Annotated in this window: 24 protein-coding genes and 1 pseudogene; 10 read left to right on the plus strand and 15 right to left on the minus strand. The window is 65.9% G+C overall.

From position 1 onward, the window contains the following. Window positions 1-199: 199 nt before the first annotated feature. A complete protein-coding gene (locus tag AC1Z3W_RS03310) occupies window positions 200-1492 on the plus strand; it encodes an MFS transporter (RefSeq protein ID WP_057925946.1) in 1293 nt (430 codons plus the stop codon). Between the two features lie 92 nt (window positions 1493-1584). On the opposite strand, the pseudogene AC1Z3W_RS03315 reads toward AC1Z3W_RS03310, so the two are convergent. Continuing rightward, window positions 1585-2688: pseudogene (locus tag AC1Z3W_RS03315) on the minus strand (LacI family DNA-binding transcriptional regulator). A 113-nt stretch (window positions 2689-2801) separates the two neighbouring features. On the opposite strand from AC1Z3W_RS03315, the gene AC1Z3W_RS03320 reads away from it, so the two are divergent. Then, on the plus strand, window positions 2802-3638 hold the full coding sequence (locus tag AC1Z3W_RS03320; RefSeq protein ID WP_057925944.1) for an NAD-dependent epimerase/dehydratase family protein: 837 nt from the start codon (window positions 2802-2804) through the stop codon (window positions 3636-3638). 37 nt (window positions 3639-3675) lie between these two features. On the opposite strand, the gene AC1Z3W_RS03325 is transcribed toward AC1Z3W_RS03320, so the two are convergent. Together AC1Z3W_RS03325 and AC1Z3W_RS03330 are read right to left on the minus strand one after the other, a co-directional pair. Then, window positions 3676-3996: a DUF1330 domain-containing protein gene (locus AC1Z3W_RS03325; RefSeq protein ID WP_057925943.1), complete on the minus strand. Its 321-nt coding sequence runs from the start codon at window positions 3994-3996 to the stop codon at window positions 3676-3678. Window positions 3997-4141: 145 nt separating this feature from the next. Then, entirely contained in the window at window positions 4142-4609 is a 468-nt protein-coding gene (locus tag AC1Z3W_RS03330) for a MerR family transcriptional regulator (RefSeq protein ID WP_057925942.1), read from the minus strand. Window positions 4610-4686: 77 nt separating this feature from the next. On the opposite strand from AC1Z3W_RS03330, the gene AC1Z3W_RS03335 reads away from it, so the two are divergent. Continuing rightward, window positions 4687-5922 carry an NADH:flavin oxidoreductase/NADH oxidase family protein gene (locus tag AC1Z3W_RS03335; protein WP_057925941.1) on the plus strand — a complete coding sequence of 412 codons (1236 nt, stop codon included), beginning with the start codon at window positions 4687-4689 and terminating at the stop codon, window positions 5920-5922. A 36-nt stretch (window positions 5923-5958) separates the two neighbouring features. Here AC1Z3W_RS03335 and AC1Z3W_RS03340 read toward each other — a convergent pair whose 3' ends face one another. After that, window positions 5959-6282: a hypothetical protein gene (locus AC1Z3W_RS03340; protein WP_057925940.1), complete on the minus strand. Its 324-nt coding sequence runs from the start codon at window positions 6280-6282 to the stop codon at window positions 5959-5961. 281 nt (window positions 6283-6563) lie between these two features. Then, window positions 6564-6896 carry a hypothetical protein gene (locus AC1Z3W_RS03345; protein WP_124835470.1) on the minus strand — a complete coding sequence of 111 codons (333 nt, stop codon included), beginning with the start codon at window positions 6894-6896 and terminating at the stop codon, window positions 6564-6566. On the opposite strand from AC1Z3W_RS03345, the gene AC1Z3W_RS03350 reads away from it, so the two are divergent. Further along, window positions 6895-7527: a LysE family translocator gene (locus tag AC1Z3W_RS03350; RefSeq protein ID WP_057925985.1), complete on the plus strand. Its 633-nt coding sequence runs from the start codon at window positions 6895-6897 to the stop codon at window positions 7525-7527. The genes AC1Z3W_RS03345 and AC1Z3W_RS03350 overlap by 2 nt on opposite strands. An 86-nt stretch (window positions 7528-7613) precedes the next feature. On the opposite strand, the gene AC1Z3W_RS03355 is transcribed toward AC1Z3W_RS03350, so the two are convergent. Together AC1Z3W_RS03355 and AC1Z3W_RS03360 are read right to left on the minus strand one after the other, a co-directional pair. Further along, window positions 7614-9242 (minus strand): NADP-dependent glyceraldehyde-3-phosphate dehydrogenase, encoded by a 1629-nt coding sequence (locus tag AC1Z3W_RS03355; protein WP_057925938.1) that lies wholly within the window; start codon window positions 9240-9242, stop codon window positions 7614-7616. Window positions 9243-9835: 593 nt separating this feature from the next. Then, window positions 9836-10786, minus strand: coding sequence for a LysR family transcriptional regulator (locus tag AC1Z3W_RS03360; protein ID WP_124835469.1), 951 nt, complete (start codon window positions 10784-10786; stop codon window positions 9836-9838). Between the two features lie 226 nt (window positions 10787-11012). Between AC1Z3W_RS03360 and AC1Z3W_RS03365 the strand changes: the two genes are divergently transcribed. Further along, a complete protein-coding gene (locus AC1Z3W_RS03365; protein WP_057925936.1) occupies window positions 11013-12041 on the plus strand; it encodes a DUF1338 domain-containing protein in 1029 nt (342 codons plus the stop codon). A 225-nt stretch (window positions 12042-12266) separates the two neighbouring features. On the opposite strand, the gene AC1Z3W_RS03370 is transcribed toward AC1Z3W_RS03365, so the two are convergent. The 3 genes from AC1Z3W_RS03370 to AC1Z3W_RS03380 are packed head-to-tail and all read right to left on the minus strand — an operon-like array spanning window position 12267 to window position 13088. Then, a complete protein-coding gene (locus tag AC1Z3W_RS03370) occupies window positions 12267-12464 on the minus strand; it encodes a CsbD family protein (RefSeq protein WP_057925935.1) in 198 nt (65 codons plus the stop codon). Between the two features lie 53 nt (window positions 12465-12517). Continuing rightward, on the minus strand, window positions 12518-12871 hold the full coding sequence (locus AC1Z3W_RS03375; protein ID WP_057925934.1) for a BON domain-containing protein: 354 nt from the start codon (window positions 12869-12871) through the stop codon (window positions 12518-12520). A gap of 52 nt (window positions 12872-12923) precedes the next feature. Further along, the gene (locus AC1Z3W_RS03380) at window positions 12924-13088 is read right to left on the minus strand and encodes a hypothetical protein (RefSeq protein ID WP_162840554.1); all 165 of its coding nucleotides are present in this window, start codon (window positions 13086-13088) and stop codon (window positions 12924-12926) included. A 380-nt stretch (window positions 13089-13468) separates the two neighbouring features. Between AC1Z3W_RS03380 and AC1Z3W_RS03385 the strand changes: the two genes are divergently transcribed. The 5 genes from AC1Z3W_RS03385 to AC1Z3W_RS03405 all read left to right on the plus strand — a co-directional run bounded on the left by AC1Z3W_RS03385 (window position 13469) and on the right by AC1Z3W_RS03405 (window position 18332). Continuing rightward, entirely contained in the window at window positions 13469-15025 is a 1557-nt protein-coding gene (locus AC1Z3W_RS03385; protein ID WP_057925933.1) for a helix-turn-helix transcriptional regulator, read from the plus strand. Between the two features lie 155 nt (window positions 15026-15180). Further along, window positions 15181-15384, plus strand: coding sequence for a CsbD family protein (locus AC1Z3W_RS03390; RefSeq protein WP_057925932.1), 204 nt, complete (start codon window positions 15181-15183; stop codon window positions 15382-15384). A 430-nt stretch (window positions 15385-15814) separates the two neighbouring features. Then, window positions 15815-16966: a branched-chain amino acid ABC transporter substrate-binding protein gene (locus AC1Z3W_RS03395; RefSeq protein ID WP_483507010.1), complete on the plus strand. Its 1152-nt coding sequence runs from the start codon at window positions 15815-15817 to the stop codon at window positions 16964-16966. A 38-nt stretch (window positions 16967-17004) separates the two neighbouring features. Continuing rightward, the gene (locus tag AC1Z3W_RS03400) at window positions 17005-17163 is read left to right on the plus strand and encodes a hypothetical protein (RefSeq protein ID WP_242431796.1); all 159 of its coding nucleotides are present in this window, start codon (window positions 17005-17007) and stop codon (window positions 17161-17163) included. Beyond that, entirely contained in the window at window positions 17160-18332 is a 1173-nt protein-coding gene (locus tag AC1Z3W_RS03405; protein WP_483507012.1) for an NAD(P)/FAD-dependent oxidoreductase, read from the plus strand. Before AC1Z3W_RS03400 ends, AC1Z3W_RS03405 begins: the two co-directional genes overlap by 4 nt. Window positions 18333-18453: 121 nt before the next feature. Here AC1Z3W_RS03405 and AC1Z3W_RS03410 read toward each other — a convergent pair whose 3' ends face one another. Genes AC1Z3W_RS03410 through AC1Z3W_RS03430 form a run of 5 tightly spaced genes read right to left on the minus strand, consistent with a single transcriptional unit; the run spans window position 18454 to window position 23827 of the window. Further along, window positions 18454-19992 (minus strand): efflux transporter outer membrane subunit, encoded by a 1539-nt coding sequence (locus tag AC1Z3W_RS03410; RefSeq protein ID WP_057925929.1) that lies wholly within the window; start codon window positions 19990-19992, stop codon window positions 18454-18456. Then, window positions 19989-21065 carry an HlyD family secretion protein gene (locus AC1Z3W_RS03415; RefSeq protein ID WP_057925984.1) on the minus strand — a complete coding sequence of 359 codons (1077 nt, stop codon included), beginning with the start codon at window positions 21063-21065 and terminating at the stop codon, window positions 19989-19991. The genes AC1Z3W_RS03410 and AC1Z3W_RS03415 overlap by 4 nt, the downstream gene beginning before the upstream one ends. An 11-nt stretch (window positions 21066-21076) precedes the next feature. After that, complete coding sequence (locus tag AC1Z3W_RS03420) at window positions 21077-22702, minus strand: MFS transporter (protein ID WP_483507014.1); 1626 nt, start codon at window positions 22700-22702, stop codon at window positions 21077-21079. Between the two features lie 52 nt (window positions 22703-22754). Beyond that, entirely contained in the window at window positions 22755-23441 is a 687-nt protein-coding gene (locus AC1Z3W_RS03425) for an antibiotic biosynthesis monooxygenase family protein (RefSeq protein ID WP_483507016.1), read from the minus strand. An 11-nt stretch (window positions 23442-23452) separates the two neighbouring features. Further along, the gene (locus tag AC1Z3W_RS03430) at window positions 23453-23827 is read right to left on the minus strand and encodes a hypothetical protein (protein ID WP_175826266.1); all 375 of its coding nucleotides are present in this window, start codon (window positions 23825-23827) and stop codon (window positions 23453-23455) included. Between the last annotated feature and the right edge of the window lie 39 nt (window positions 23828-23866).

A 23866-nucleotide genomic window follows, 5' to 3' on the forward strand; every position in this document is an offset into this window, starting at 1 on the left:
TTTGAGATGACTCATCGAAATCCCCGACTGACACGGCACCGGGCCGCGCCCTATCCTTTGAAAAACGTTTTCCAGAACTCGACAGGCAATCGGCCGCACCACGAAAAGGTGGCCCGATTGCCCGCCCCGGCGCCCGTCGCCGGTCACGGACAGCAACATCCAGCGGCGCGACGGGCGCGGCCGCGTATCGGAGACACTCATGCAATCTGCCGTCGTCGGCGCGGTGCGCGCCGCCGCCAGCCGCTATCGCTGGACCGTCTGTGCGCTGTTGTTCTTCGCGACCGTCATCAACTACATGGATCGCCAGATCCTCGGCCTGCTCGCGCCGATGCTCCAGCACGACATCGGCTGGAGCCAGGTGCAGTACGGCCGCATCGTGATGGCGTTTTCCGCGTTCTACGCGATCGGCCTGCTCGGTTTCGGGCGCATCGTCGACTGGCTCGGCACGCGCATCTCGTATGCGGTCGCGATGCTGGTGTGGAGCATCGCCGCGATGCTGCATGCGATGGTCGGCTCGGTGATGGGCTTCGCGGCCGTGCGCGCGCTGCTCGGGATCGGCGAGGGCGGCAACTTCCCGGCCGCGATCAAGACCACGGCCGAATGGTTTCCGCGCCGCGAACGCGCGCTCGCAACCGGCATCTTCAACTCGGGCGCGAACATCGGCGCGGTGTTCGCACCGGCGATCATTCCCGCGATCGCGGTGGCCTACGGGTGGCGCGCGGCGTTCGTGATCATCGGCGCGATCGGCATCGTGTGGCTCGCGGTGTGGCTGGTGCTCTATCGCACGGCCGACACGCGCGCGCTCGCCGCGGAATACGACGAGCCGCGCGACGAAGCCGAAGCGCTCGACGCGGCGAACGCGGACGCCGGCGCGCCGCGCTGGGGCGAGCTGATCCGCAAGCGCGAGACGTGGGCGTTCCTGATCGGCAAGTTCCTGACCGACCCGGTGTGGTGGTTCTACCTGTTCTGGCTGCCGAAGTGGCTCAACGAATCGCGCGGGATGGATATGCAGCATATCGGTCTGCCGCTCGTGTGCATCTATGCGCTGACGACGGTCGGCAGCATCGGCGGCGGCTGGCTGTCGTCGGTGCTGCTGCGCGCGGGCTGGAGCGTGAACGGCGCGCGCAAGACGGCGATGCTGATCTGCGCATGCTGCGTGCTGCCGATCGCGTTCGTGTCGCAGGTGCAGAGCCTGTGGATCGCGGTGCTGATCGTCGGCCTCGCCGCCGCCGCGCACCAGGGCTGGTCGGCGAACCTGTTCACGACGGCGTCCGACCTGTTCCCGCGCCGCGCGGTCGCGTCGGTGGTCGGCATCGGCGGGATGGCCGGCTCGATCGGCGGCGTGCTGTTCTCGGAAGTGATCGGCCAGGTGCTGCAGCGTACGGGCCACTACTGGGTGCTGTTCGCGATCGGCGCGCTGGCTTACCTGCTCGCGCTGGCGATCATGCACGTGCTTACGCCGAAGATGAAGCCCGCGAAGCTCGACGCGTAATCGCGTGCCGGCACACGAACGCGCCGCCCGGAGGCGGCGCGTTTCTCATGTGTGATGCGCGGAAGCGATGAAGGCAGGACGTGGCGCGCGCTTCAACCGGCCGCGGCCGTCGACGCGCGCATGATCAGCCGCGGCTCGAACGTCGAATAGCTCGCATCGGTGCGCCCGGCGAGCGCGTCGATCAGCTTCTGCATCGCGAGCTCGCCCATGTTCTCGCTCTGGATGTCGATGGTGGTCAGCGCGGGCGCCGCATATTCGCCGTACGGCACGTTGTCGATGCCGGCGACGGACACGTCCTGCGGCAGCCGGAACCCGAGCGATGCGGCTTCCTTCATGAAGCCGAGCGCGATCAGGTCGTTGTAGCAGATCACGGCCTGCGGGCGCTGCGGCCCGAGCATCACGCGCGAGCACGCGCGCTCGCCGGCTTCGGCGGTCGGCGCATGCGCATCGTGCACGTCGAGCGTGAGCCCCGCTTCCGCGAGACAGTCGCGCGCGCCCTGGATCCGTTCGTCGTTCACGCGCGCGGTGCCGAAGCCGAGGTACGCGATGCGCGTATGGCCGAGATTGAGCAGGTGACGCGCGAGCATGTAGGTGGCGAGCCGGTTGTCGATGCCGACGCTCGGGATCGGCAGGCCGGGGCTGCGCCGCAGCAGCACGAGCGGCTTGTGCAGGTCGAGCATCCAGCCGGCTTCGTCGTCGGGCATCCGCGTGCTGACGATCAGCCCGTCGACGCGCTGCGCGAGCGCCTCGATCAGCGAGCGTTCGCGCGCCTGGTTCTCTTCGGTATCGACGAGCAGCAGCGTGTAGTCGTGCTCGAGCGCGACGCGGTTCGCGCCTTTGACGACGTTCGTGAAGTACGGGTTGCTGATGTCGAGGATCACGAGGCCGATGGTGCGCGTGCGTCCGGTGATCATCGAGCGCGCGAGCGGATTCGAACGGTAGCCGAGCCGCTCGATCGCTTCCTTGAGGCGCGCCTCGACGGCCGGCGAAAAGCGCTGCGTGCCGTTCACGTACTTGGATACCGTCGCGACCGACACGCCGGCTTCCGCCGCCACGTCGCGGATCGTCGGGGAAACTTTTTTCATTGGAAGGGTAACGTTTTCGTCAGCTTATGCCGGATTGTGGCAGAAAAAGCCCGCGTCCGGCCACCGGCCGATATCGGGAAAGTGTGGATAGCTGCGAACAGGTTCGGCCATTGACGTTCGGCTTTTGTCACGCGTATAGTTGGAAAACGTTTTCCGATTTCAGCCGATTCCATCGATTTCGGGCAACTTCCCGGACACCCTCAGGACAGATTCAAGGAGACTCGATGAACGCCTCATCCACCGGCGCACGCAAGCCGTTCGGGCGCCTGCTGCTGACCGGCGCGGCCGGCAACCTCGGCCGCCAGGTGCGCGGCGCGCTGGCGAACTGGGCCGACGTCGTGCGCGTGAGCGACATCGCCGCGCTGGACGACGCGGCCGCGCACGAAGAAACCCGTGTCGTCGATCTGGCCGACCGGCCGGCGGTGATGGACCTCGTCGACGGCGTCGACGCGATCGTCCACCTCGGCGGCATTTCGGTCGATGCGCCGTTCGACGATCTCGTGGGTGCGAACATCACCGGCACGTACAACCTGTATGAAGCCGCGCGCAAGCACGGCGTGAAGCGGATCGTGTTCGCGAGCTCGAACCATGCGATCGGTTTCCATCCGGTCACGGAAGTGCTCGATGCCGATTCGCCGCTGCGTCCGGACAGTCTCTATGGCGTGACGAAGTGCTTCGGCGAGTCGCTGTCGCGCTACTACTTCGACCGCTTCGGGATCGAAACGGTGTGCCTGAGGATCGGTTCGTCGTTCGAGGCGCCGAAGAATCCGCGCATGCTCGTCACGTTCCTCAGCTATCGCGACTTCATCGAGCTCGTGCGCTGCTCGCTGCTGACGAACCGCGTCGGGCACGCGATCGTCTACGGCGTGTCGGACAACCCGGTGAAGTGGTGGGACAACACGAAGGCCGGCTTCCTCGGCTTCCGGCCGCAGGACAGCTCGGCGCAGTTCGCGGGGCTGTTCCCGCCGACGGCGCCGACCGCCGAGTACGACGATCCCGCGCAGCGCTACCAGGGCGGCGGTTTCGTCGTCGGCGAGCCGATGGAGCGCAACGCGAAGTAAGCGTCGCATGCGATGCATGTGTCGCATGCGTCGTGGTTCAGCGCAGGATGTCCGTCGCCTTGTGCGACTCGTCGACGCCGTCGATCAGGATCAACGGGCCGCTCGCGTGCCGAGCGCGTAGCGGCTGGATCTGCCGGTACGCATCCGATTCGTACCAGGCGCGCGCCGCGGCGAGATCGGGAAAGGCGATCGCGATCAGGTCGCCGTGCCACACGCCTTCGCGCACGTCGGGCCGCGCGCCGTGAATGACGAAACGGCCGTCGAATGGCGCGAGCGTGCCGTCGATGCGTTCGAGGTATTCGACGATGTCGTCGCACATTTGAACGTCGTGCAGGTGGGCGATGGCGTAGGCGGTCATGGCGGGCTCCGGGGTGTCGATGCGATGCGTCGATCGATGCAGCCATGATCGGCGCGCGGGCGATGCGCGTCGATTACCTGCGACGTAAGCAAATCCATGTGGCCATGCACCGCGGACAGCCGGCGCCATGCGTGTACACGCGTGCTCACGCGCGCTTGCGTGCCGGCCTCGGGTGCGACACCGGCGCAGGCGCCGCTGCGGCCTCGGCCTCTTCCTTGCACAGCTTGTCGAGCATGCGTTGCGCGGCGCCCGCGCAATCCTCGCCGGCGGGCTTGTTCGCGATCTCGTCGATCAGCGCCTGCAGGCTGCGGCGGTTCTGCGCGAGCCGCTGCTCCAGCAGCGCGATTTCGTCGACCTTGTGCCGCAATGTCTGGAGCAGCTCGTCGCGCGGCCACGCGCCGAGATCGGGCGGCAGCACCGCGCGGATTTCATCGAGCGCGAAACCCGCGCGCTGCGCGCGATCGATGATCGCGAGCCGCGTCAGCGCTTCCGGCCCGTATTCCCGATAGCCGTTCGCCTGCCGACGTGCCGGTTCGAGCAGGCCGCTCGCTTCGTAGAACCGGATACGCGACGCCGCGATGCCGCTGGTGCGCGCCAGTTCGCCGATTTTCATGGTGTGCTCCTGAGGGGCTTGACCTTGAAGCTGACTTTAAAGTTAAGGTTGGGCATCGTCAATCGAGGATGCCCACCATGAACCTGTTTGCCCCCCTCACACTGCCCAATGGCGCGGTGATTCCGAACCGGCTGGCCAAGGCCGCGATGGAGGAGAACATGGCCGACGCGGATCACGCGCCGTCCGATGCGTTGCTGCGCCTGTACCAGGCATGGGCCGACGGCCGGGCCGGCCTGATCCTGACCGGCAACGTGATGGTGGACGGCCGCGCGATGACGGGGCCGAACGGCGTCGTGCTCGACAGCGACGCGCATCTCGACCGCTTCCGCCGGTGGGCGCAGGTCGCACGCTCCGGCGGCGCGCATGTCTGGATGCAGATCAACCATCCGGGGCGCCAGATGCAGGCGGCGCTCGGCCAGACGACGCTCGCGCCGTCGGCCGTGCCGCTCGCGCTCGGCGCGCTGTCGAAGCAGTTCCCGGTGCCGAAGGAGATGACGGAAGCCGACATCGCCGACGTGCAGCAGCGCTTCGTGCGCGCCGCGCAGCTTGCCGAGCAAAGCGGCTTCACCGGCGTGCAGATCCACGCGGCGCACGGTTACCTGCTGAGCCAGTTCCTGTCGCCGCTGACGAACCGCCGGCAGGACGCGTGGGGCGGCAGCATCGAGCACCGCGCGCGGCTGCTGCTCGACATCGTCCGCGCCGTGCGTGCGACGGTGTCGCCCGCGTTCGTCGTGTCGGTCAAGCTGAATTCGGCCGACTTCCAGCGCGGCGGCTTCAGCGCGGACGATGCGAAGCGCGTCGTGGAACTGCTGAATCCGCTCGGCGTCGATCTCGTCGAGCTGTCGGGCGGCAGCTATGAAGTGCCGGCGATGCAGGGCGAGGCGCGCGACGGACGCACGTTGGCCCGGGAAGCGTATTTCCTCGAATTCGCGCGGGACATCACGGCGGTCGCACGCATGCCGCTGATGGTCACGGGCGGGATCCGGCGCCGCGCGGTGGCCGAGCAGGTGGTCGCCAGCGGCGTGGCGATGGTCGGCATCGCGACCGCGCTGTCGATCGATCCGAACCTGCCGCGCGCCTGGCAGGCCGGCAAGGACAGCGCGCCGGCGCTGCAGCCGATCCGGTGGAAGAACAAGGCGCTGGGCGCGCTGGCGAACATGGCCGTCGTGAAGTTCCAGCTCGCGCGGTTGAGCGCGGGGCGACGCACGCATCCGGGCGTGTCGCCGCTGCGCGCGCTGGTGTCGCAGCAGATGGCCGCGCAGTGCCAGACGCGGCGTTACCGCAAGTGGATGGCGGGGCGGGTTGCGCGCTAGCCGTAGGGGCGGTGCGTTGTGCGGCCCGGTGCCCGCTCAGACCGGATACGCGTCGTCGACCTTCAGGTTCGCGAGCCGGAACAGCGTGCGCAGCGTCTGCGGGTGAATGTCGCGGCGTGCGGCGAGCGACGTCAGCATGAAGTCGAGGACCTTCGCGTAGCGCAGCAGCACGAGGCAGCGCGCGAGATCCGCGTTGCCGCCGCGCATGCCTTCGGCGAAGTGGACCATCTGGGTCGACAGCGCACGCGCCATCTCGAGTTCCATCTGCTGCTTTTCGGTCCATTCGGGCTGCGGCTGTTCGAGCAGTTTCGCGAGAAAGAGCTGGAACGACGTATCGGATGAGTTGGGCAGCGCATCCATGAGGAACCTCGTTGCTTGCGTGGATCGTTCGGGCGTATCCGGTGGACGGGTCCCGATCCGGGTTCATGTCCGCACCAACCGGCGGCGCGGTTGTCACTGCACTGCGAATGCAGGTTCCGTACCAGCGCCGCGATCCGGTGGTCGAGCACGGTTGCCGCGAGTCGCGGCAGCGGCCAGCGTGTCCCGCCGCTACTGGCTTGCACGGAAAATCGACGCGGGTGTCCGTACGCTGCCCTCGGTCGCGCTCGGCCGCACGAGAGGGCCCGGACGGATGAAATGCTTCAGCGATGTAACGTAATGTCGGGTTGAAACCAACTGTGCGTTTCAGCCGACGCATCGCCGGAAGGTCGCGACGCTGGTGTGTCGGGCGTCCCGGCGGCCTCGGGCCGGTTGTGTGCCGCGCGCCGCAACGAGGTCCGCCGCACGATCGAATGCCGCGCCACCTGCGCCGGATGTTTCAGATTCGAGACGTTTTGCGCGCGGCGATCCGGATGCGAGCGCAACGTCGTCGCCCGCGCCACCCAACTGGCCCAGCGAATAACCGGACAACTGTCCATGGGCAGCCGCGCCGTGTTTGCGAACAATCCGGGGATCATCCTCGCGAGGTTCGACATGAGCGTCCACGCCTTCTTCTCGGCCAACCTGCTGCTGGCCTACACGGCTTATTTCGTCGGCACGGCCAGCCCCGGCCCGAGCAATCTCGCGATCATGTCGGTCGCCGCGAACCATGGCCGCAAGGCGGCGCTCGCGTTCGCGCTCGGCGTCATCTCGGGATCGATGTTCTGGGCGACGGTGGCCGCGCTGGGCGTATCGGCGGCGCTGCTCGCGTGGTCGAAGCTGCTGGTCGCGATCAAGCTGTTCGGCGGCGTGTACCTGCTGTGGCTCGCGTTCAAGTCGGGGCGCACCGCGTGGTCGGCCAAGGCTGCCGCCACGCTGAAGGCGGCGCCCGATCAGACGCTGTCGCGCTTCTACGCACGCGGCGCGATGCTGCACCTGACGAATCCGAAAGCCATCCTGGTGTGGGTGTCGATCGTCGCGCTGTCGTCGAACGGCGCGGGCGCGTCGCACGGCGCCGTCGTGCCGGGCTGCATCGCGATCGGGTGCCTGGTGTTCGGCGGCTATGCGCTGGTGTTCTCGACGGACGGCGCGCGCCGGCTCTACGTGCGCGGCCGGCGCGCGATGGAAGCGTGTCTCGCGGTGGTGTTCGGTGTGGCGGGCATCAGGTTGCTGGCGTCGAACGTATGAACGTACGACCCGCACGCATATGAACGGATGATCCGCCGCGCGAACGCGCGGCGGATCATCCATCGCATCGAACCCGCTTCAGTGCTTCAGAAAATGAAGCCCGTGTTGATGAACTTCGAGTGGTGGTCCGACACGATCGAATCGAGCAGTTGCTTGCTGCCGTCGGTCTGCTTGGCCGCGACCATCGAACGGATCGAGAACGCGCGCAGCGCATCGGTCACCGACAGCGTGCCTTCCGCCGAATCCTTGCGTCCCGCGAACGGGAACACGTCGGGCCCGCGCTGGCACTGGCAGTTGATGTTCACGCGGCACACCTGGTTCACGAGCGGATCGACGAGCGCGCCGATCTGCGCCGGATCGGAACCGAAGATGCTGACCTGCTGGCCGTGCTCCGACGTCGTCACGTAGTCGAGCGCGGTTTCCACGTCGTCGAACGGCGCGACCGGAATGATCGGCCCGAACTGCTCCTCGCGATACAGCTTCATGCCTTCGGACACCGGATACACGACGGCCGGGTAGAACAGCGTCTTGCTGAACTCGCCGCCCGAGTGGTTGACGACCTGCGCGCCCTTCGCCTTCGCGTCGTCGATCGCATCGGTCATGTAGGTGGTGCGATGCATGCCCGGCAGCGGCGTGATGCTGACGCCTTTCTCCCACGGCATGCCGATCTTCAGCTGTTCGAGCGCGGCGGTGAAGCGCTTCAGGAATTCGTCGACGATCGACCGGTGCACGAGCAGCATCTTCAGCGCGGTACAGCGCTGGCCGTTGAACGACAGCGCGCCGAGCAGGCACTCCTTCACGGTGAGGTCGAGATCGGCGTCGGGCAGCACGATCGCTGCGTTCTTCGCGTCGAGGCCGAGGATCGCGCGCAGCCGGTGCGACTTCGGATGCTGCTTCTTCAGGTGATCGGCGACCTTGCTCGATCCGATCAGCGCGAGCACGTTGATCTTGCCCGACGCGAGCATGTGCGGCACGACTACCGCGCCCGGCGCGTAGATCGTGTTGATCACGCCTTTCGGGAACGCGTCGCGGAACGCCTCGAGCAGCGGCTCGAACAGCAGCGTGCCGTACTGAGGCGGCTTGAAGACCACGGTGTTGCCCATCAGCAGCGCGGGGATCAGCGTCGCGAAGGTCTCGTTCAGCGGATAGTTGTACGGCCCCATGCACAGCACCACGCCGAGCGGCGTGCGGCGGATCTGGCCGATCGTGCCTTCCGCGATCACGAAGCGCGAGTTCGCGTTGTCGAGCTCCTTCAGCGCGTCGATCGTCTGCGTCATGTACGTGACGGTGCGGTCGAACTCCTTCTGCGAATCGGCGAGGCTCTTGCCGATCTCCCACATGATCAGGTTCACGACCAGCTCGCGCTGCGCGACCATCCGCTTGATGAAGTCCTGCATGCACGCGATGCGCTGCTCGACCTTCATCGTGGGCCACTCGCCGCGGCCCGAGTCGTACGCGCGCACCGCGGCGTCGAGCGCCGCGTCGCTTTCCGTCTCGCCCATCACCGGATAGCTGCCGATCTCCATCTGCGCGACGCTGCCGTCCGGCTGGCGCACGCACACGGGCGACAGCACGGTCTTGGTCGTGCCGTCCCACGGGCGCAGCGCGCCGTCGACCAGCGACACGCGCTGGTGGATCGGTGCGGCGAGCCGGAACTCGGCGGGGATGTCTTGATAGGCGGGAAACAACTGCTGCAGGGAGGCGGAATCGGGCATGACGGTCTCGTTTGACGGGTGTCCGGGAAGGACGGGCGATGCGGAATCCTGAACTGAATGATCCTCGATCCTGAATCGGCATCATGACGCGCGAACGTCGAGGCGTCACGCGACGGCGTGGCCGAAACGCGGAATGGAACCAGTTCCATTAGAAAGGAACGCCGAGCCGATTGCAAGATTTGCCGAGCGAGATCGTTTGGTTCGTAAGCGTTTTGAAGGATTGTTTCCGAATGCCGGGAATAAGTTGCCCGGCGCAAGCGCAAACGTTTCACTTCGACCGGTTTGGGCGGATAATGGCCGGGCGCGGTGAAGTAAAAAATGCCCCCGAACCTGAGAGAAAACATACGCAGTGAAGAAATGAGAGAAGGTCCGCCGCGCTGCCGAAGCGAGGTCGGCTGCCCGGAGCGCCGGGTCGGGGTTGCCCGCCCGGCGCGCACCGGACCACTCGCGTCTCCCGGCATCCTCGTCGTCCCGTTTTTTCCCTGTTCCGACATTGCCGGCATTACCGACATTGGCGCGTCAGCGCGGTGCTCAAGCAGGGCGCCCGTCCGTACGACAAGACGGCGAAGCACGCTACATCGCGATGCCGCGCGTTATTCGACATCCTCGTCGTCTTCGCCATCCGCCACGTCGTTTTCCTCCCGCCCCGGCGCCGCATACGCGCTCGCCTGTTCCAGCAACCACGCACGAAACGACTCCAGCGGCTTGCTGTGGCTGAACTCGGTCGGATACACGAGGTAGTACGCCGAATCGCCGACCGTCGCCGCGTCGCACGGCACGACGAGGCCGAGCTGCTGCAGCTGTTCCTCGACGAAGAACTTCGGCACCAGCGCGATCCCGAGCCCGGCCGCGGCCGCGCTGATCAGCATCGTGTGGAGTTCGTAGCGCACGCCCTGCATCGTGCGGATGTCCTCGACGCCGTGCGTCTCGAACCATTGCGCCCACGCGCCGGGACGCGTGGTCGAGTGCAGCAGCGGATACGCGAGCAGGTCCTCCACGCGTTCGACCGGCCCGTCGAGCAGCGCGGGCGAGCAGATCGGTACGACTTCCTCGCCGAACAGGTAGTCGGACGAGGTGCCCGGCCAGGTCGGCTTGCCGTAGTGGATCGCGGCTTCGAAGTGCGTGTCCTCGAACGAGAACAGGTCGGTGCGGCTGCCCATGTTCACGCGCACGTCCGGCGTGCGGTCGTAGAAGCTCTTGATGCGCGGGATCAGCCAGTGCGATGCGAAGGTCGGCAGCACGGCGAGCTCCAGGTAGCCGCCGCCGCTGCCGTGCGCGATGATCGACAGCGTGTCGCGATCGAGCGCCTCGAGCGCGCGCCGCACCTGCGTGCCGTACAGCTTGCCGGCGCGCGTCAGCACGACGCGCTGCTTCACGCGCGCGAACAGCCGCACGCCGAGGCTCGCTTCAAGCGTCGCGATCTGCCGCGATACCGCGCTTTCGGTCAGGAACAGCTCCTTCGCCGCGTGCGTGAAGCTCTCGTGGCGCGCCGCGGCTTCGAAAGCCACGAGCGCACCCATGTTGGGGATCTTGAATTTGCGCATGATGCTCGTTTTGTCTGACAAACGGACCCGCCCACGGCGGGCCGGCGGACGAGTGCGGAGGCCGCGAATAATTCCAAAAACTCATCACGTGTCAATTTAATCTCGCTTTACGCCCCGCTGCAACCCTTTGAATAATGCATCCCACGCAAGGCAAGGCGCCCGTTGGGCGGCCGGCCACCCGAGTTGCCGGCACGTTTGCCGGCGGTCCCCCGAGACGAGAATCCTGATGCGCAATCCGAATATCGAGAGCTTGCTGACGAAGCTGCTGGGACAGGCGAAGACCGACGCCCTGTTCGCGACCCTGAACATGCCGGCCATCCTCGACGAATGGGAAACCGACGTCGTCACGCGTGCGGAAATCGCCCAGGCGATGAACATGGCGCTGTTCGAAGGGCTGCTCGAACGTTCGGCGAACGGCCGCGCGTACACGGCCGATGCCATCGAGAACGGCGGCTCGGTCTACTTCGACCACGGCGCGCTGCGCACGGTGCGCTGGCCGCACACGGGCGCGCTGCCGCCGGGCGAAGCCGCGTTCACGCGCATCCTGCGTCCGCTCGGCTTTCGCCTGAACGGCCGCTACCCGCTCGACAAGCTCGGCATGACCGGCCGCGCATACGCGCATGAAGACGCGCCGGACGAGATCGCGCAGTTCTTCGTCAGCGAACTGCATCCGGAACGTTTCTCGAAAGAATTCCAGCAGGCCGTGACGAACGTCGTGAGCTCGTCGCGCGATCCGCTGTCGCCGGCGGCCGTCGCGCTGTTGTGGGAGATCGAGCGCGAAGGCTGGCTGTCGCTCGACGCCGCGCACGCACTGCTGCCCGAGATCGTCGGCGCGTTCGCTCGCCAGCACGACCTGCCGAACGAACTCGACTACGAGACGCTGCTGCTCGAATCGGCCGAGATGGCATGGATCGCGACCGAAGGCAACGCGTTCAACCATGCGACCGATCGCGTGACCGACGTGTTCAAGCTGTCCGACGACGAGAAGGCGAAGGGCCGGCCGATGAAGCCGGAAGTCGAGCGCTCGCGTTCGGGCCGCGTGTTCCAGACCGCGTATCGCGCGGACATCGTCGAGCGCGAGTTCCGCACGCGCGACGGCGGCACGGTGAAGCGCAACGTGCCGGGCTCGTTCTATGAATTCATCACCCGCCGCCGCACGTTCGACCAGACGGCGCGCCGCTGGGTCACGGACCTGCGTTTCGATGCGGGCAATGCGCAGGGCATCTTCAAGATGACGGCGAACGCGGCGAAGTAAGCGCGACGCACCAAGGCAAACGGGCCGGCGGCTGATGACAGCCTCCGGCCCGTTTGCGTTGCATGGGCGCCGCGAGCGTCAGAACAGGTGCGTGACGAGGTAGAACAGCACCAGCACGCCGACCGGCACGCCGAGCAGCCATGCGATCAGATATTTGCCCATGTCGTTGTCCTTCGCGTTGCCGCGACGCGGGACGCATCGCGGCGGGGTGAGACGGCCGGCGCGTTACAGCTTGCGATCGAATTCCTTCAGTTGCTTCTCGGCTTCGTCGCGCGCGATCCCGTAACGCTCCTGGATCTTGCCGACCAGATAGTCGCGGTTGCCTTCGGCGGCGGTCAGATCGTCGTCGGTCAGCTTGCCCCACTTGGCCTTCAGCTTGCCGGTGAGCTGCTTCCACTGGCCCTTGATCTTGTCTTCGTTCATCGTTCGCTCCTGGAGTAAGGGGAGAAAAGTGCGGCGCTCGGCCGCGTGACAACTCAGGCCTGAGCCTTCAGGCCGGATGCGTGGACGTGCTTCACGCCCTTGATCGAGCGCGTCACGGCGACGGCCTTCTTCACCGCGATCTTCGACGGCAGCACGCCCGTCAGCGTGACGACACCGTCGACCGTCTTCACGCTGACGTGAGTGCTCTTCAGGCCTTCGGTGGTCGCGAGTTCGCTCTTCACCTTGGTCGTGATCCATGTGTCGGTGACGGGCTGGTTCGATTCGGTCGTCATGCCGTTGCCGGCCGGCGACGACGCCTGTGCCTGCGCGCTCGTGAGCGGTGCGGCGGCGAGCAGGAAGGCCGCGCTGACGGCGAGCAGTGTCGAAAGGTGCGAGATCTTGTTCATTGATGTTCTCCTGCGATTGGCGTGAGTGGATGAATGCCGATCGCGCCGTGTGCTACCGCGCGATCGGCGTGTCGTAGCCGGGCTCGCGCGGCGGCATGTCCGGGCGCGGCACGTCGGGCGGCAGCGGCACCGGCGGATCGGTGCCGGGCGACGGTTCGGGCGGATGGTCCGGGGCCGGTTCGGGCCGCGTCGGATCGGGTGTCTGATGCAGCTTCATCAGGTGGTCCTCCTCTGCGGTAGGGCAGCGCGTACGCGCCGATGCAGTACCAGCGTACCGGCGCGAACGCACGCGGACATCGCGCAAATTCACCGGATCGGCTAGTGCGTTTGCACGGGGACGGAACGAAGGAGCGGGAACGAGGCATGCGCCATGACGGGGGCAACGCGGGACGGCAGGCGCGGATGCCGCGCCGCGCGCCGCTCGGCGGGGTAGCGCACGCAGGCGGCGCGGCATGCGAATGTACTATTGCGCGTGGCGCATCTGCACCTGCCCGTCGTATCGGCGGCACGCGATCATCGCGGCACGCGCCATCCGGCGCATGTCGGCGCGGAGGCGACCGGCCCGGCAACCATGTCGACCATGTGGACCACCAATCAATGGACGAACGCGTAAACGAACAGGTGCTCAAGTCGCATACCGACCGGCGCCAGTTGCATCAGATCATCGCGGGGCTCACCGAGGGCGTGATCCTCATCGAACCCGACCAGCGGATCGTGTGGGCGAACGAGGCCGCACTCGCGATGCACGGCGTGACCGAGCTCGATGCGCTCGGCGCGGACGTGACCGAGTATCGCGAGCGCTTCCGGCTGCGCTACCGGAACAATCATCCGGTGCGCGACGGTCACTATCCGATGGACCGCGTGATCGCGGGCGAGGAGTTCAGCGACGTGACGGTCGAAGTCGAATCGGCCGCCGACGAGAACGTGAGCTGGGTCCACCGGATCCGCAGCCTCGTGCTGACGAATGCGGCCGGCGAGCCCGACTGTCTCGCGCTCGTGCTGCACGACGCGACCGAATGGGCGAGCGCCGAGGAGCGCTTCGAGCGCACGTTCAACGCGAATCCGGCGCCGGCCGTGATCTGCCGGCTCGACGACCTGCGCTACGTGAAGGTCAATCAAGGCTTCCTCGACATGACGGGCCACGCGCGCGACGACGTGCTCGGCCGCTCCGTCTATGAACTCGATGTGCTCGAACAGGCCGAGCGGCGCGAACTCGCGATCGAGCGGCTCGGCGAGGGCGCGACGATCCCGCAGATGGAGGCCGTATTGAAGTGCGCGGACGGCGGCACGAAGGCGGTCGTCGTCGCCGGGCAGCCGATCGACATGAACGGCGAAGCATGCATGCTGTTCACGTTCATGGATCTCGAGCCGCGCAAGCAGGCGGAGTTCGCGTTGCGGCAGAGCGAGGAGCGTTTCGCGAAGGCGTTCCGGATGGCGCCGGTCGCGACCGCGATCGTCACGGCCGACCGCTTCGAGCTGCTCGACGTGAACGATGCATTCGTCGCGATGGCCGGCCATGCGCGCGACGACCTGCTCGGCAAGTCCGCGGACGAGATCGGGCTGTGGGCCGAGCGCGGCGCGCGCCAGCGGATCGACAGCCAGCTCGCGCGCGACGGCAACGTGCGCAACGCGGACGTGCAGATCCGCACGCGCGATGGCGACGTGCGCGATTGCGTGGTATCGGCCGACCCGGTCGCGATTCACGGCCAGGATTGCCTGCTGATCGCGTTGCTCGACATCAGCGATCGCAAGCGTACCGAGATGGAACTCGTCTACGCGATCGAGACCGCGATGCAGGACGCGTCGTGGTTCAGCCGCACGCTGATCGAAAAACTGGCGAACGTGCGGCGCGCGAATGCGCCGGACGCGGGCGCGCAGCTGTCGGACCTCACCGCACGCGAGCGCGACGTGTTCGACCTGCTGTGTCACGGTCTCGCCGACAAGGAGATCGCCGGCCGCCTCGGGCTCGCGCCGAACACGGTCCGCAATCACGTCGCGACGATCTACGCGAAGCTCGACGTGCATAGCCGCGGCGAGGCGATCGTGTGGGCGCGCGAGCGGGGGATCGTCGGCGCGGCCGACGCGAACGGCGCGCGCGGCGAGAAGGGCGCCGAGAAGGCCGCCGACAAGGGCGGCGCGACCGGCAAGGGCTGACGCCGGCCGCTGCCCCATCGGTGCGAATGCACCATGCGGGCTGGTGCATCCGCATCTGCCGCGTGCGGCGCGCGGCTGCGATCCTGTCCACTCGGCGGTGCGGCGCAGGCTGCCTTGCCGTCGGCTCTCTCCCCAACTCATCGCAGGAGACGACCATGGACAGGAATCGCATCGAAGGCAAGCTCAAACAAGTGAAGGGTTCGGTCAAGGAAGCGCTCGGCAAGGTGACGGGCGACCGCGAGACGGAAGCGCAGGGCGTCGCGGAGCAGCAGGCCGGCAAGCTGCAGGAGAAGGCCGGCGAGGCAGCCGATGCGGTGCGCAAGCATATGGGCACCGATACGCACATCGATCGGCACTGAGCGTCCGCGACCGAATCGTGCGATGCGCGACGTGTCACGTCACGGGCGGCGGCCTGACACAGCGATTGATTCTCCATCGGCATTACCCGGCGCCGCCTTGATGCAACGGCATCTGCGCGCATCGCTTGAAGTTTCCCCTTCCGGGCCCGCCGTCGAGCGGGCCGCGCACCGTCGGTAGCGACGGTACTTGATGACAATTCCTCACAACATAGTTCCGATATTTCGTTTGCTGCACGCGTATTGGCTACCCACAATCGGTTCACCTCTTTCGCGCTGACAGGTTCCCCGGAGACGGAACCGCGGTGATCGACCGGCAGGCGATGCGCCATTGGCGACGCCCCGGCGACAGAAAAAATCACCGGCACGCGAGAGGTCGCCGGCGCGCGATGGTCGCGCGCCGCATCCCGACCCATACAAGAAGGATTGGCCGATGACGTTCCGCATTCGCTCGCTTTCCGGCATCGCACTGACCGCCGCGATTTTCGCGTTCCAGACGGGCGCGGCCCACGCGCAGGAGACGGTCGTCAAGGTCGGCGTGGCCGTGCCGCTGACCGGCGGCGGCGCCGCCTACGGCAAGGACATCGAGAACGGCGTGCGCATGGCCGTCGACGAGGCGAACGCCGCGCACACGACGATCGGCGGCAAGCCGGTGAAGTTCGTCGTCGCATCGCAAGACGACCAGAGCGACCCGCGCATCGGCGTGCAGGCCGCGCAGCAGCTGACCGACGCACAGGTGGCCGTCGTGATCGGCCACTTCAATTCGGGCACGACGCTGCCCGCGTCGAAGATCTACGCGAAGGCTGGCATTCCGATGATCACGCCGTCGGCGACCAATCCCGACATCACGCGCGCCGGGCTCGGCACCGTGTACCGCGTGATCGCAACCGACACGCAGAACGCCGGCAACGCCGGCGCGTATGCGGCGAGCGTGACCAAGGCGAAGCGCATCGCGATCATCGACGACCGCACCGCGTTCGGCCAGGGCGAAGCCGACGAGTTCGAAAAGGCCGCGAAGGCGAACGGCGGCACGATCGTCGCGCGCGAATTCACGAACGACAAGGCCGTCGACTTCAGCGCGCAGCTCACGAAGATCAAGAGCACGAATGCCGACCTGGTGTTCTTCGGCGGCCTCGACGCGCAGTCCGCGATGCTGGTCAAGCGCATGCGCCAGCTCGGCATCCGCGCGCAGTTCCTGGCAGGCGGCGGCGTGATGAACGCGAACTTCATCAAGCTCGCGGGCAATGCGGCCGAAGGCGCGTCCGTGTGGGAATACGGGCAGCCGCTGTCGCGTCTCGCGAAGGGCAAGCAGTTCGAAACGAAATTCAAGCAGAAGTATGGCGTCGACATGCTCGCGTATGCGCCGTTCGCGTACGACGCGACGTGGGTCGCGATCAACGCGATGCAGAAGGCGAACTCGGCGAAGCCGGCCGATTTCAACGGCGCGCTGAAGGGCACGCGCTACGACGGCATCACCGGCACGATCGCGTTCACGAATACCGGCGACCTGAAGAACCCGAGCTCGACGCTGTATGAAGTGAAGAACGCCGCGTGGCAGCCCGTCACCACGCAAACGTCGGACTGAATACCCGACGCGTGCGGGCTTTCGCGGCGACGCCGGACGTGCTGAAATACCCGAAGCGATCGGATCCGATCGCGGTGCATGTCGAGGCGATTCGCCGGGCGGTCCACACGCACGGCGCCGCGCGCGACGCGGCACGAACAACCTTCGGGCGCGGCCGGCTGGCCGCGCCTTTCACGTGCAACTGGAGTCAGTCGTGAGTTCTCAAGTCGTCATCGTCGGCGGTGGTGTGATCGGCAGCTCGATCGCGTATTTCCTGCGTGCTACCGATCCGACGGTGTCCGTGACCGTCATCGAACGCGATCCCACCTATGCGAAGTCGTCGTCGGCGCTGTCGGCCGCGTCGATTCGCCAGCAGTTCTCGACGCCGCTGTCGATCGAGATGTCGCTGTTCGGAATCGATTTCCTGCGCACGATCGGCGAACGGCTCGAGGTCGACGGCAGCCGGCCGTCGATCGATCTGCATGAGGGCGGTTACCTGTTTCTCGCGACGCCGGCAGGCGATGCGACGCTGCGCGAGAACCATGCGCTGCAAACGAAGCTCGGTGCCGATATCCGCTTGATGGATCGCGATGCGCTGCGCGCGAAGTTCCCGTGGCTGAACGTCGACGATCTCGTGTCGGGCGCGTATGGCGTCAGCGGCGAAGGGTGGTTCGACGGCTACGGGCTCGTGCAGGCGCTGCGCAAGAAGGCACAGGCGCTGGGCGCGCGCTACGTGCCGTCGGACGTGACCGGCGTCGTTCGCGATGGTCGCAAGGTAACGCATGTGATGACGAGCGACGGCGAGCGCTACGCGTGCGACACGCTCGTCAACGCGGCTGGTGCGTGGACGCGCACGCTGTCGTCGATGATGGGCATCGACATTCCCGTGTATGCGCGGCGTCGCAGCATCTTCAACGTGTCGTCGCCGGCGAAGCTCACCGATTGCCCGCTGCTGATCGATCCGACGGGCGTGTATTTCCGGCCGGAAGGGCGCACGTATATCTGCGGGACGTCGCCGAGCCCCGATCGCGATCCCGACGATCTGCCGCTCGACGAGGTCGATCACGACCTGTTCGACGAGGTGATCTGGCCGACGCTTGCGAATCGCGTGCCGGAGTTCGAAGCGCTGCGCGTGGAGAACTGCTGGTCCGGATACTACGAGTACAACGTGTTCGATCACAACGCGATCATCGGGTATCACCCCGAGCTCGACAACGTCGTGTTCGCGAACGGATATAGCGGGCACGGGCTGCAGCAGGGGCCTGCGACCGGGCGTGGGGTGAGTGAACTGATTCTGGGCGGGCAGTATGAATCGCTCGACCTGTCGTCGCTCGGCTGGGAGCGTGTGCTCGAAAACCGGCCGATCGTCGAAAAGAACGTCGTGTAGTGCGGTAGTGCGGCGTGACCGCCCGGTGTGGGGTGGGCGGGATTCTCCTTGTGTCTCGATCTGATTGGCCCGGCTTTGCCGGGCCTTTTTTGTTGGGGTGAGTTTACGTCTGAGCGCCTTGTCAGCGAGCAGCGTCCTGAATCGAGTACGTCGATTCCCAGCCGCCACCGAGTGCCTTGCAAAGCGTGACGAGGTTGGTGTCGGCGGTTGCCTTGCTTTGCTCGAGATTGCTCTGTGCCGCCACCAACTGTTTCTGCACGTTCAGTACATCGAGGTAATCGACCGCTCCCGCCTTGTACCGTTGCCGCGCGATCGCGAGCGCGCGCTGGTTCAGCGTCACCACGGATACGAGCCGATCGCGCCGGCGCTGTTCGGCAGTGTAGACGACCAGCGCGTCGTCCACTTCCCGCCATGCCTCGAGTACGGTACGTTGGTAGTTGATCGCGGCCTCCTGTTGTTGCGCTTCCCGCAGGTGGAGCATTCCCTTGAGACGGCCACCCTCGAAGATCGGAAGCGTAATCGACGGCCCGACGACGAACTGGCCGGATGCCCAGTTGGCGAGGCTCGACAGTTGCAGGCTCTGGAAACCCGCGCTGCCGTTCAACGAAATGCGCGGATAAAAGTCGGCCTTCGCCATTCCGATCGACGCCGTTGCTGCATGCAGCTGCGCCTCCGCTCTCCTGACATCCGGTCTGCGCAGCATGAGTTCGGACGGAAAGCCGATCGGCACGTGTTCAGGGAGCGGCGGAACGTCGCGAGACTCGCCGAGCACATCCCGCAGCGCCCCCGGATTCTGTGCGAGCAACACGCCAATCGCATTGATCGTCGTCTCGCATTTCGCTTCGAGCGTCGGGATCAGACTTTCAATCGACTCGGCCTGTGCAGAGGCATTGGCGACGTCGAGCTCCGTCGTTACCCCTTCGCGCACGCGAACTTGCGTGAGGTTGACTGCATCCCGGGCAATCTCGAGGTTCTGCCGTGCGATACGAAGCTGAGACTGCGTATCGCGCAACTCGATATAGTCCCGCGCGAGCTCGGCCCGGACCGACAGCAGCACGGCATTGCGATCCTCGTAAGACGCGTCGGTCAATGCGGTTGCAGCTTCGACGCCGCGTCGAACCCGGCCCCAGATGTCGATCTCCCACGATACATCGAAACCCGACTGATACAAATTGTAGGCCGGCGAACCTTTGGATCCCGGCAACGCCGCCACGCCGACCGGCGCGTTTCCCGATGCCGATTGCGGTTGAGTCTGTGTCGGCGTGACGCCAAGCAACGACAATATGCCGTTCTCGCTTCCACGCTCGCGGTCATACGATGCAGCGCCGACGATGGTGGGAAGTTCCGCGGCACCCGCAACGCGCCGTTGCGCACGGCTCTGTCGCAGGCGTGCCGAGGCCGCTGCCACGTCCAGATTCGCGTCGGCGAGCTGTTTTTCCAGCGAGTCGAGTATCGGATCGCCGAAGAGCGTCCACCAATCCGGATTGAATGGCGATTCGACGGGTTTGCTCGAAGCTTGCGCCGCTTCGGTGCGGCTGAAGACATCGGGTGTCGGGCTTTTCGGACGTTCGAAGTCAGGACCCAACGTGCATCCCGCCATCACGAGACATGCGAGTATCGCCAGTACCGTCTCGCGTACGGAGAATTCGCTCGTTTTCATTTCCCGTTCCCTCCCGCCACCGGCACATCGCGATGCTCGCCAACGGCCACTTCCGCTTCGACGGAAAGCCCCACACTCAGTGCAGACGCTGCCTGCTGCCCGCGGTCGATCGTGATCTTGACGGGCACACGCTGTACGACCTTCGTGAAATTGCCTGTCGCGTTGTCGGGCGCGATGGGCGCGAAGCTCACGCCGGTCGCGGGCGCGAGACCGTCCACATGGCCGCGAATCACGACGCCCGGAAAGCTGTCGACCTTGATGCGTACGCCGGCACCTCGTCGCATGTTGGTGATCTGGTTTTCCTGAAAGTTGGCCACGACATAGGCGTCGCGGAGCGGAACGATCGCGAGAATCGCTGTCCCGGGCGTCACGAACGCACCCACCCGCGCGGAACGTCGTCCAATCTTTCCGTCAACCGGCGCGCGGATTTCCGTATAGGACAGATTGAGCGTGGCCTGTTCCAGCGCCGCCTCGGCACGCGCCAGCGCGCCCGCCGCCTTGTCGCGTCCGGCGCGCAGGACGTCGAGGTTCTGCTCGGTCGCCGTCAACACGGCCTGATCGCGCGCTTGCTGGGCGAGCTGCTCGGCGAGCGTCGTCGAAGCGTGCTGCTGCTCCTGTGCCGTGCCTGCACCGGCTTCCGAGAGATTCTGGTAACGCGATGCATTCGCCCGCGCAAACGCGATACTGGCCTCGTCGGACCGAAGCGTCGCTCGCGCCTGCCCGACGAGCGATGGCTGTCGTGCAATCTCGGCTTCGAAATTGGCCACGGACGCCTTGGCCGCAATCACATCCGCCTGGGCACTCAGCAATGCCGCGCGGAAGTCGCGATCGTCGATGCGTACCAGCAACTGGCCGGCTTTCACCGACTCGTTGTCGTCCACCAGGACGTCGGAAATCTGACCGGCGACGCGCGGTGCAACGAGCGTGAAGTCGGCCTGTACGTAGGCGTCGTTCGTTGACTCGGTAGCCGGTGCGGAAACGAGCCGTGCGCAGCCCCATACGGCCATGCCTGCCGCGACCAAGGATGCGGCAACGTAAGCGGTCTTGAACGGGAAACGGGTGGCGGTTGACATGATTTTGTCCATCAACGGGAAGGAGGCGGCGTCATGGTCCACGGCGGATAGATCCGCACGGGCAACACCGGAACGAGGAGAAGAAGCGCAATCGCGACGCCCGCCATCACGCGATAGAGATCGGCCGACGTCAGCACGAACGCTTGCTCGTGGACTCGGTGTGCAAGCTCGCTAAGACCGCGAAGGGTGTCGATGCTCTGGTCCGTCGCCGCCATGTGGTTGCCCAGGCGGTCCACCAGCACGTTCGAATGAAAGCGTTCGCGAGCGGTACCGACTCTTTCGATCAGCGCAGTCGCGGCTACGGCGGAGAACGTCTTCAGCGAATTGAACATGGCCGACGCAAACGGGCCCTCGGTCGGCGGCAAACCCGTCGTGACGCCCATCAGGATCGACAGGATTACCATCGGCTGGGCCGCGATCTGTAACGACTGAAGCAGATAGAAATTGTCGCGAATCCACTCGGACGTCATCACGCTACCCATCGCACATGTCGTTGCCATGAGGGCAAGTCCGATACCGAGCACCCAGCGGCGATCGATCTGCCGAAGGTTCAGCACGGCGGCCGTCAGGGGCAGCGCAATCAGTAGCGGGAGGGCGACCAGCAGCGACAGCGGAGCCGTCTGCAGCGCTCTGTAGGCGTGAACCTTCGCGAGATACTGCCCCGGTATCGCGGCGACGCCGACCAGCAGCACCACGGCGCCCGTGAGCGTGAGGAGGCCGTGCGCGAAGTTGCGGCGGCCGAGCATCTGCAGCTTGAAAAAGGGCAGCGGGTGAAACCATTCGTTGACGAGGAACACCGCAAGCAGGAACGCCCCGCCGGAAAACATCGCGCAGATGAAGGCGGAATGCAGCCAGTCGAGGCGATCGCCTTGCAGAAGGCCGATCACGAGCATTGCCACGCCGGGAAAGCCGGTGAGGAATCCGATCCAGTTGAACGAACCGAACCGTTCGAGTTTCAGCGGATCGGCCGGGATGCCGAACCGAATCGCCAGACAGCTCGCGATCCCGAGCGGCACGATCTGAAGAAAGGCCATGCGCCAACTGACATACTCCGTCCACAATGCAGCCAGCGGCGTGCCGAGCGCGGGCCCGAACGTTGCGGTCAGCGCGTATCCGGCGAGCCCGTACAACTTTATCTTGGGCGGCAGATAGCGCAGCGCGACGATGATCAGCATCGGCGGCAGGCAACCGCCCGCCACGCCCTGCAGCACGCGCAGCACGTAAAGTGCGGGCAGGGTCGGCGCGAGCGGACAAAGCATGCCGAAGATCAACGTGGCGACGACGGCGCCGATCGTGAATCGCTTCAGCGTGAAGGTCATACCGAACCATGGGGCGAACACCATCGTCGCAACGTTGGCGGCTTCGAACAGCGCGGTCAGCCAGGTCCCGTCGTCATGTCCGATCGACAGTGCGCCTTGAATGTCGGCCATCGCCGATGCGGTGACCTGTTCGTTGAGTATCGCCAGCAACGACGCGAACAGCATTCCGACCAGGCCGATAGCGACACGAGGCGACAATGCAGCGTGGCCGGAGCCCGGCTGCACCGGCGTCTGCGTGTTCCGCAACGGCGCGTGCGCCGGTGCGGGTACGCCGAGCGGCTCGCTCGTTCCGGTCGTCGAAGGGGGGGCGGAACTCATAGGATCCCTTATCTACCGAGATTGGAGAAATGACGGCATCGGCAAGATGCCGTCAGCGTGTGGCCGGTTCATGGCGACGCGCTTCGTCGAAGTGCTGCGGCGCTTCCCTGCGATCGAACATGCCGTACTCCCGCACGATGCGGATATGCCGAACGCGCGTATCGGAGCGCAGGTTCGCTCCGCGTTCGAACGCGGCGGCGGCAGCCTGATCGCGCCAGGTCGCGACGACGATCACGTCGCCGGGCGTCAACAGCGCGTCGAACGCGTCCCATGCAACGAGGCCGTGCGCCTGCGTGTCGAGCCCCACCCATTCGGCAACCGCTTGCGCGCCTGCCTGCCTGGGCCAGTCCGGTGCGCACGTCGCATCCAGCAGCATGACGGCCGTGCCTGCGCCGACCTCGGTCACGTCGAGGCGCTGTTCCTGCAGGACCTGACCTGCTGGAATGCACGTATCGGCGACGACCTGGCCGATGCGCAGGTGGTAGTCGGAAAATATGCGATCGCGCGCGACCTGCTGAATGGTGTGGTGCTTCGTCGAGGTTCGCCAGCGCACCAGCGACTTCTCGTCGCGCCAGCTCGACAGCGACAGAAGCCATCCGTCCCGGGTCAGGCTTCCATAGCGCGTGTTATCGACGAACCCGTCGATCTTCTCGAGTTCGGGCCGAAGCATCTTCGCCATGCCGAGATAGGCATCGAACTGTTCCGGTATCGGCTTGACTTCAAGCATTGCAGAAAACATGGCGGACTCTCTCATTCGGTTAGCAATACGACGCAATGTGCAAGACGCACGGCGCCCGGCGATGCGGGCCGGTATTGTCGTGCTGTCGCGGCCACGCGGTGATGGCATTCATTGTCAGAGATGGAGCGGCTTTCCCATAGCGCGAGCAGCTTCGGTTTTGGGCCAATGAGCGAGCGAAATGTGCCACGGCCGTAGTGGACGTCTTCATTACCGGCACGAACGGAAAGACTCTGTTTACGTCGGGCCGGAATGACCGGCATCGGCGAACCGCGAGTGGCACGATCGGCATGCTTCATGCCGAACGGAAATGGATCGATTGCGGCCATCCTGCCGCGTTTTTGGGTCACCCGAACGTGCGAAAGCTCGACCGGCAGGATCGCGCGCATACAATCGCGACGTATGGATTCAATCGACCGGGTCGGGAG

Source organism: Burkholderia sp. 10_S31 (genome assembly GCF_056930375.1).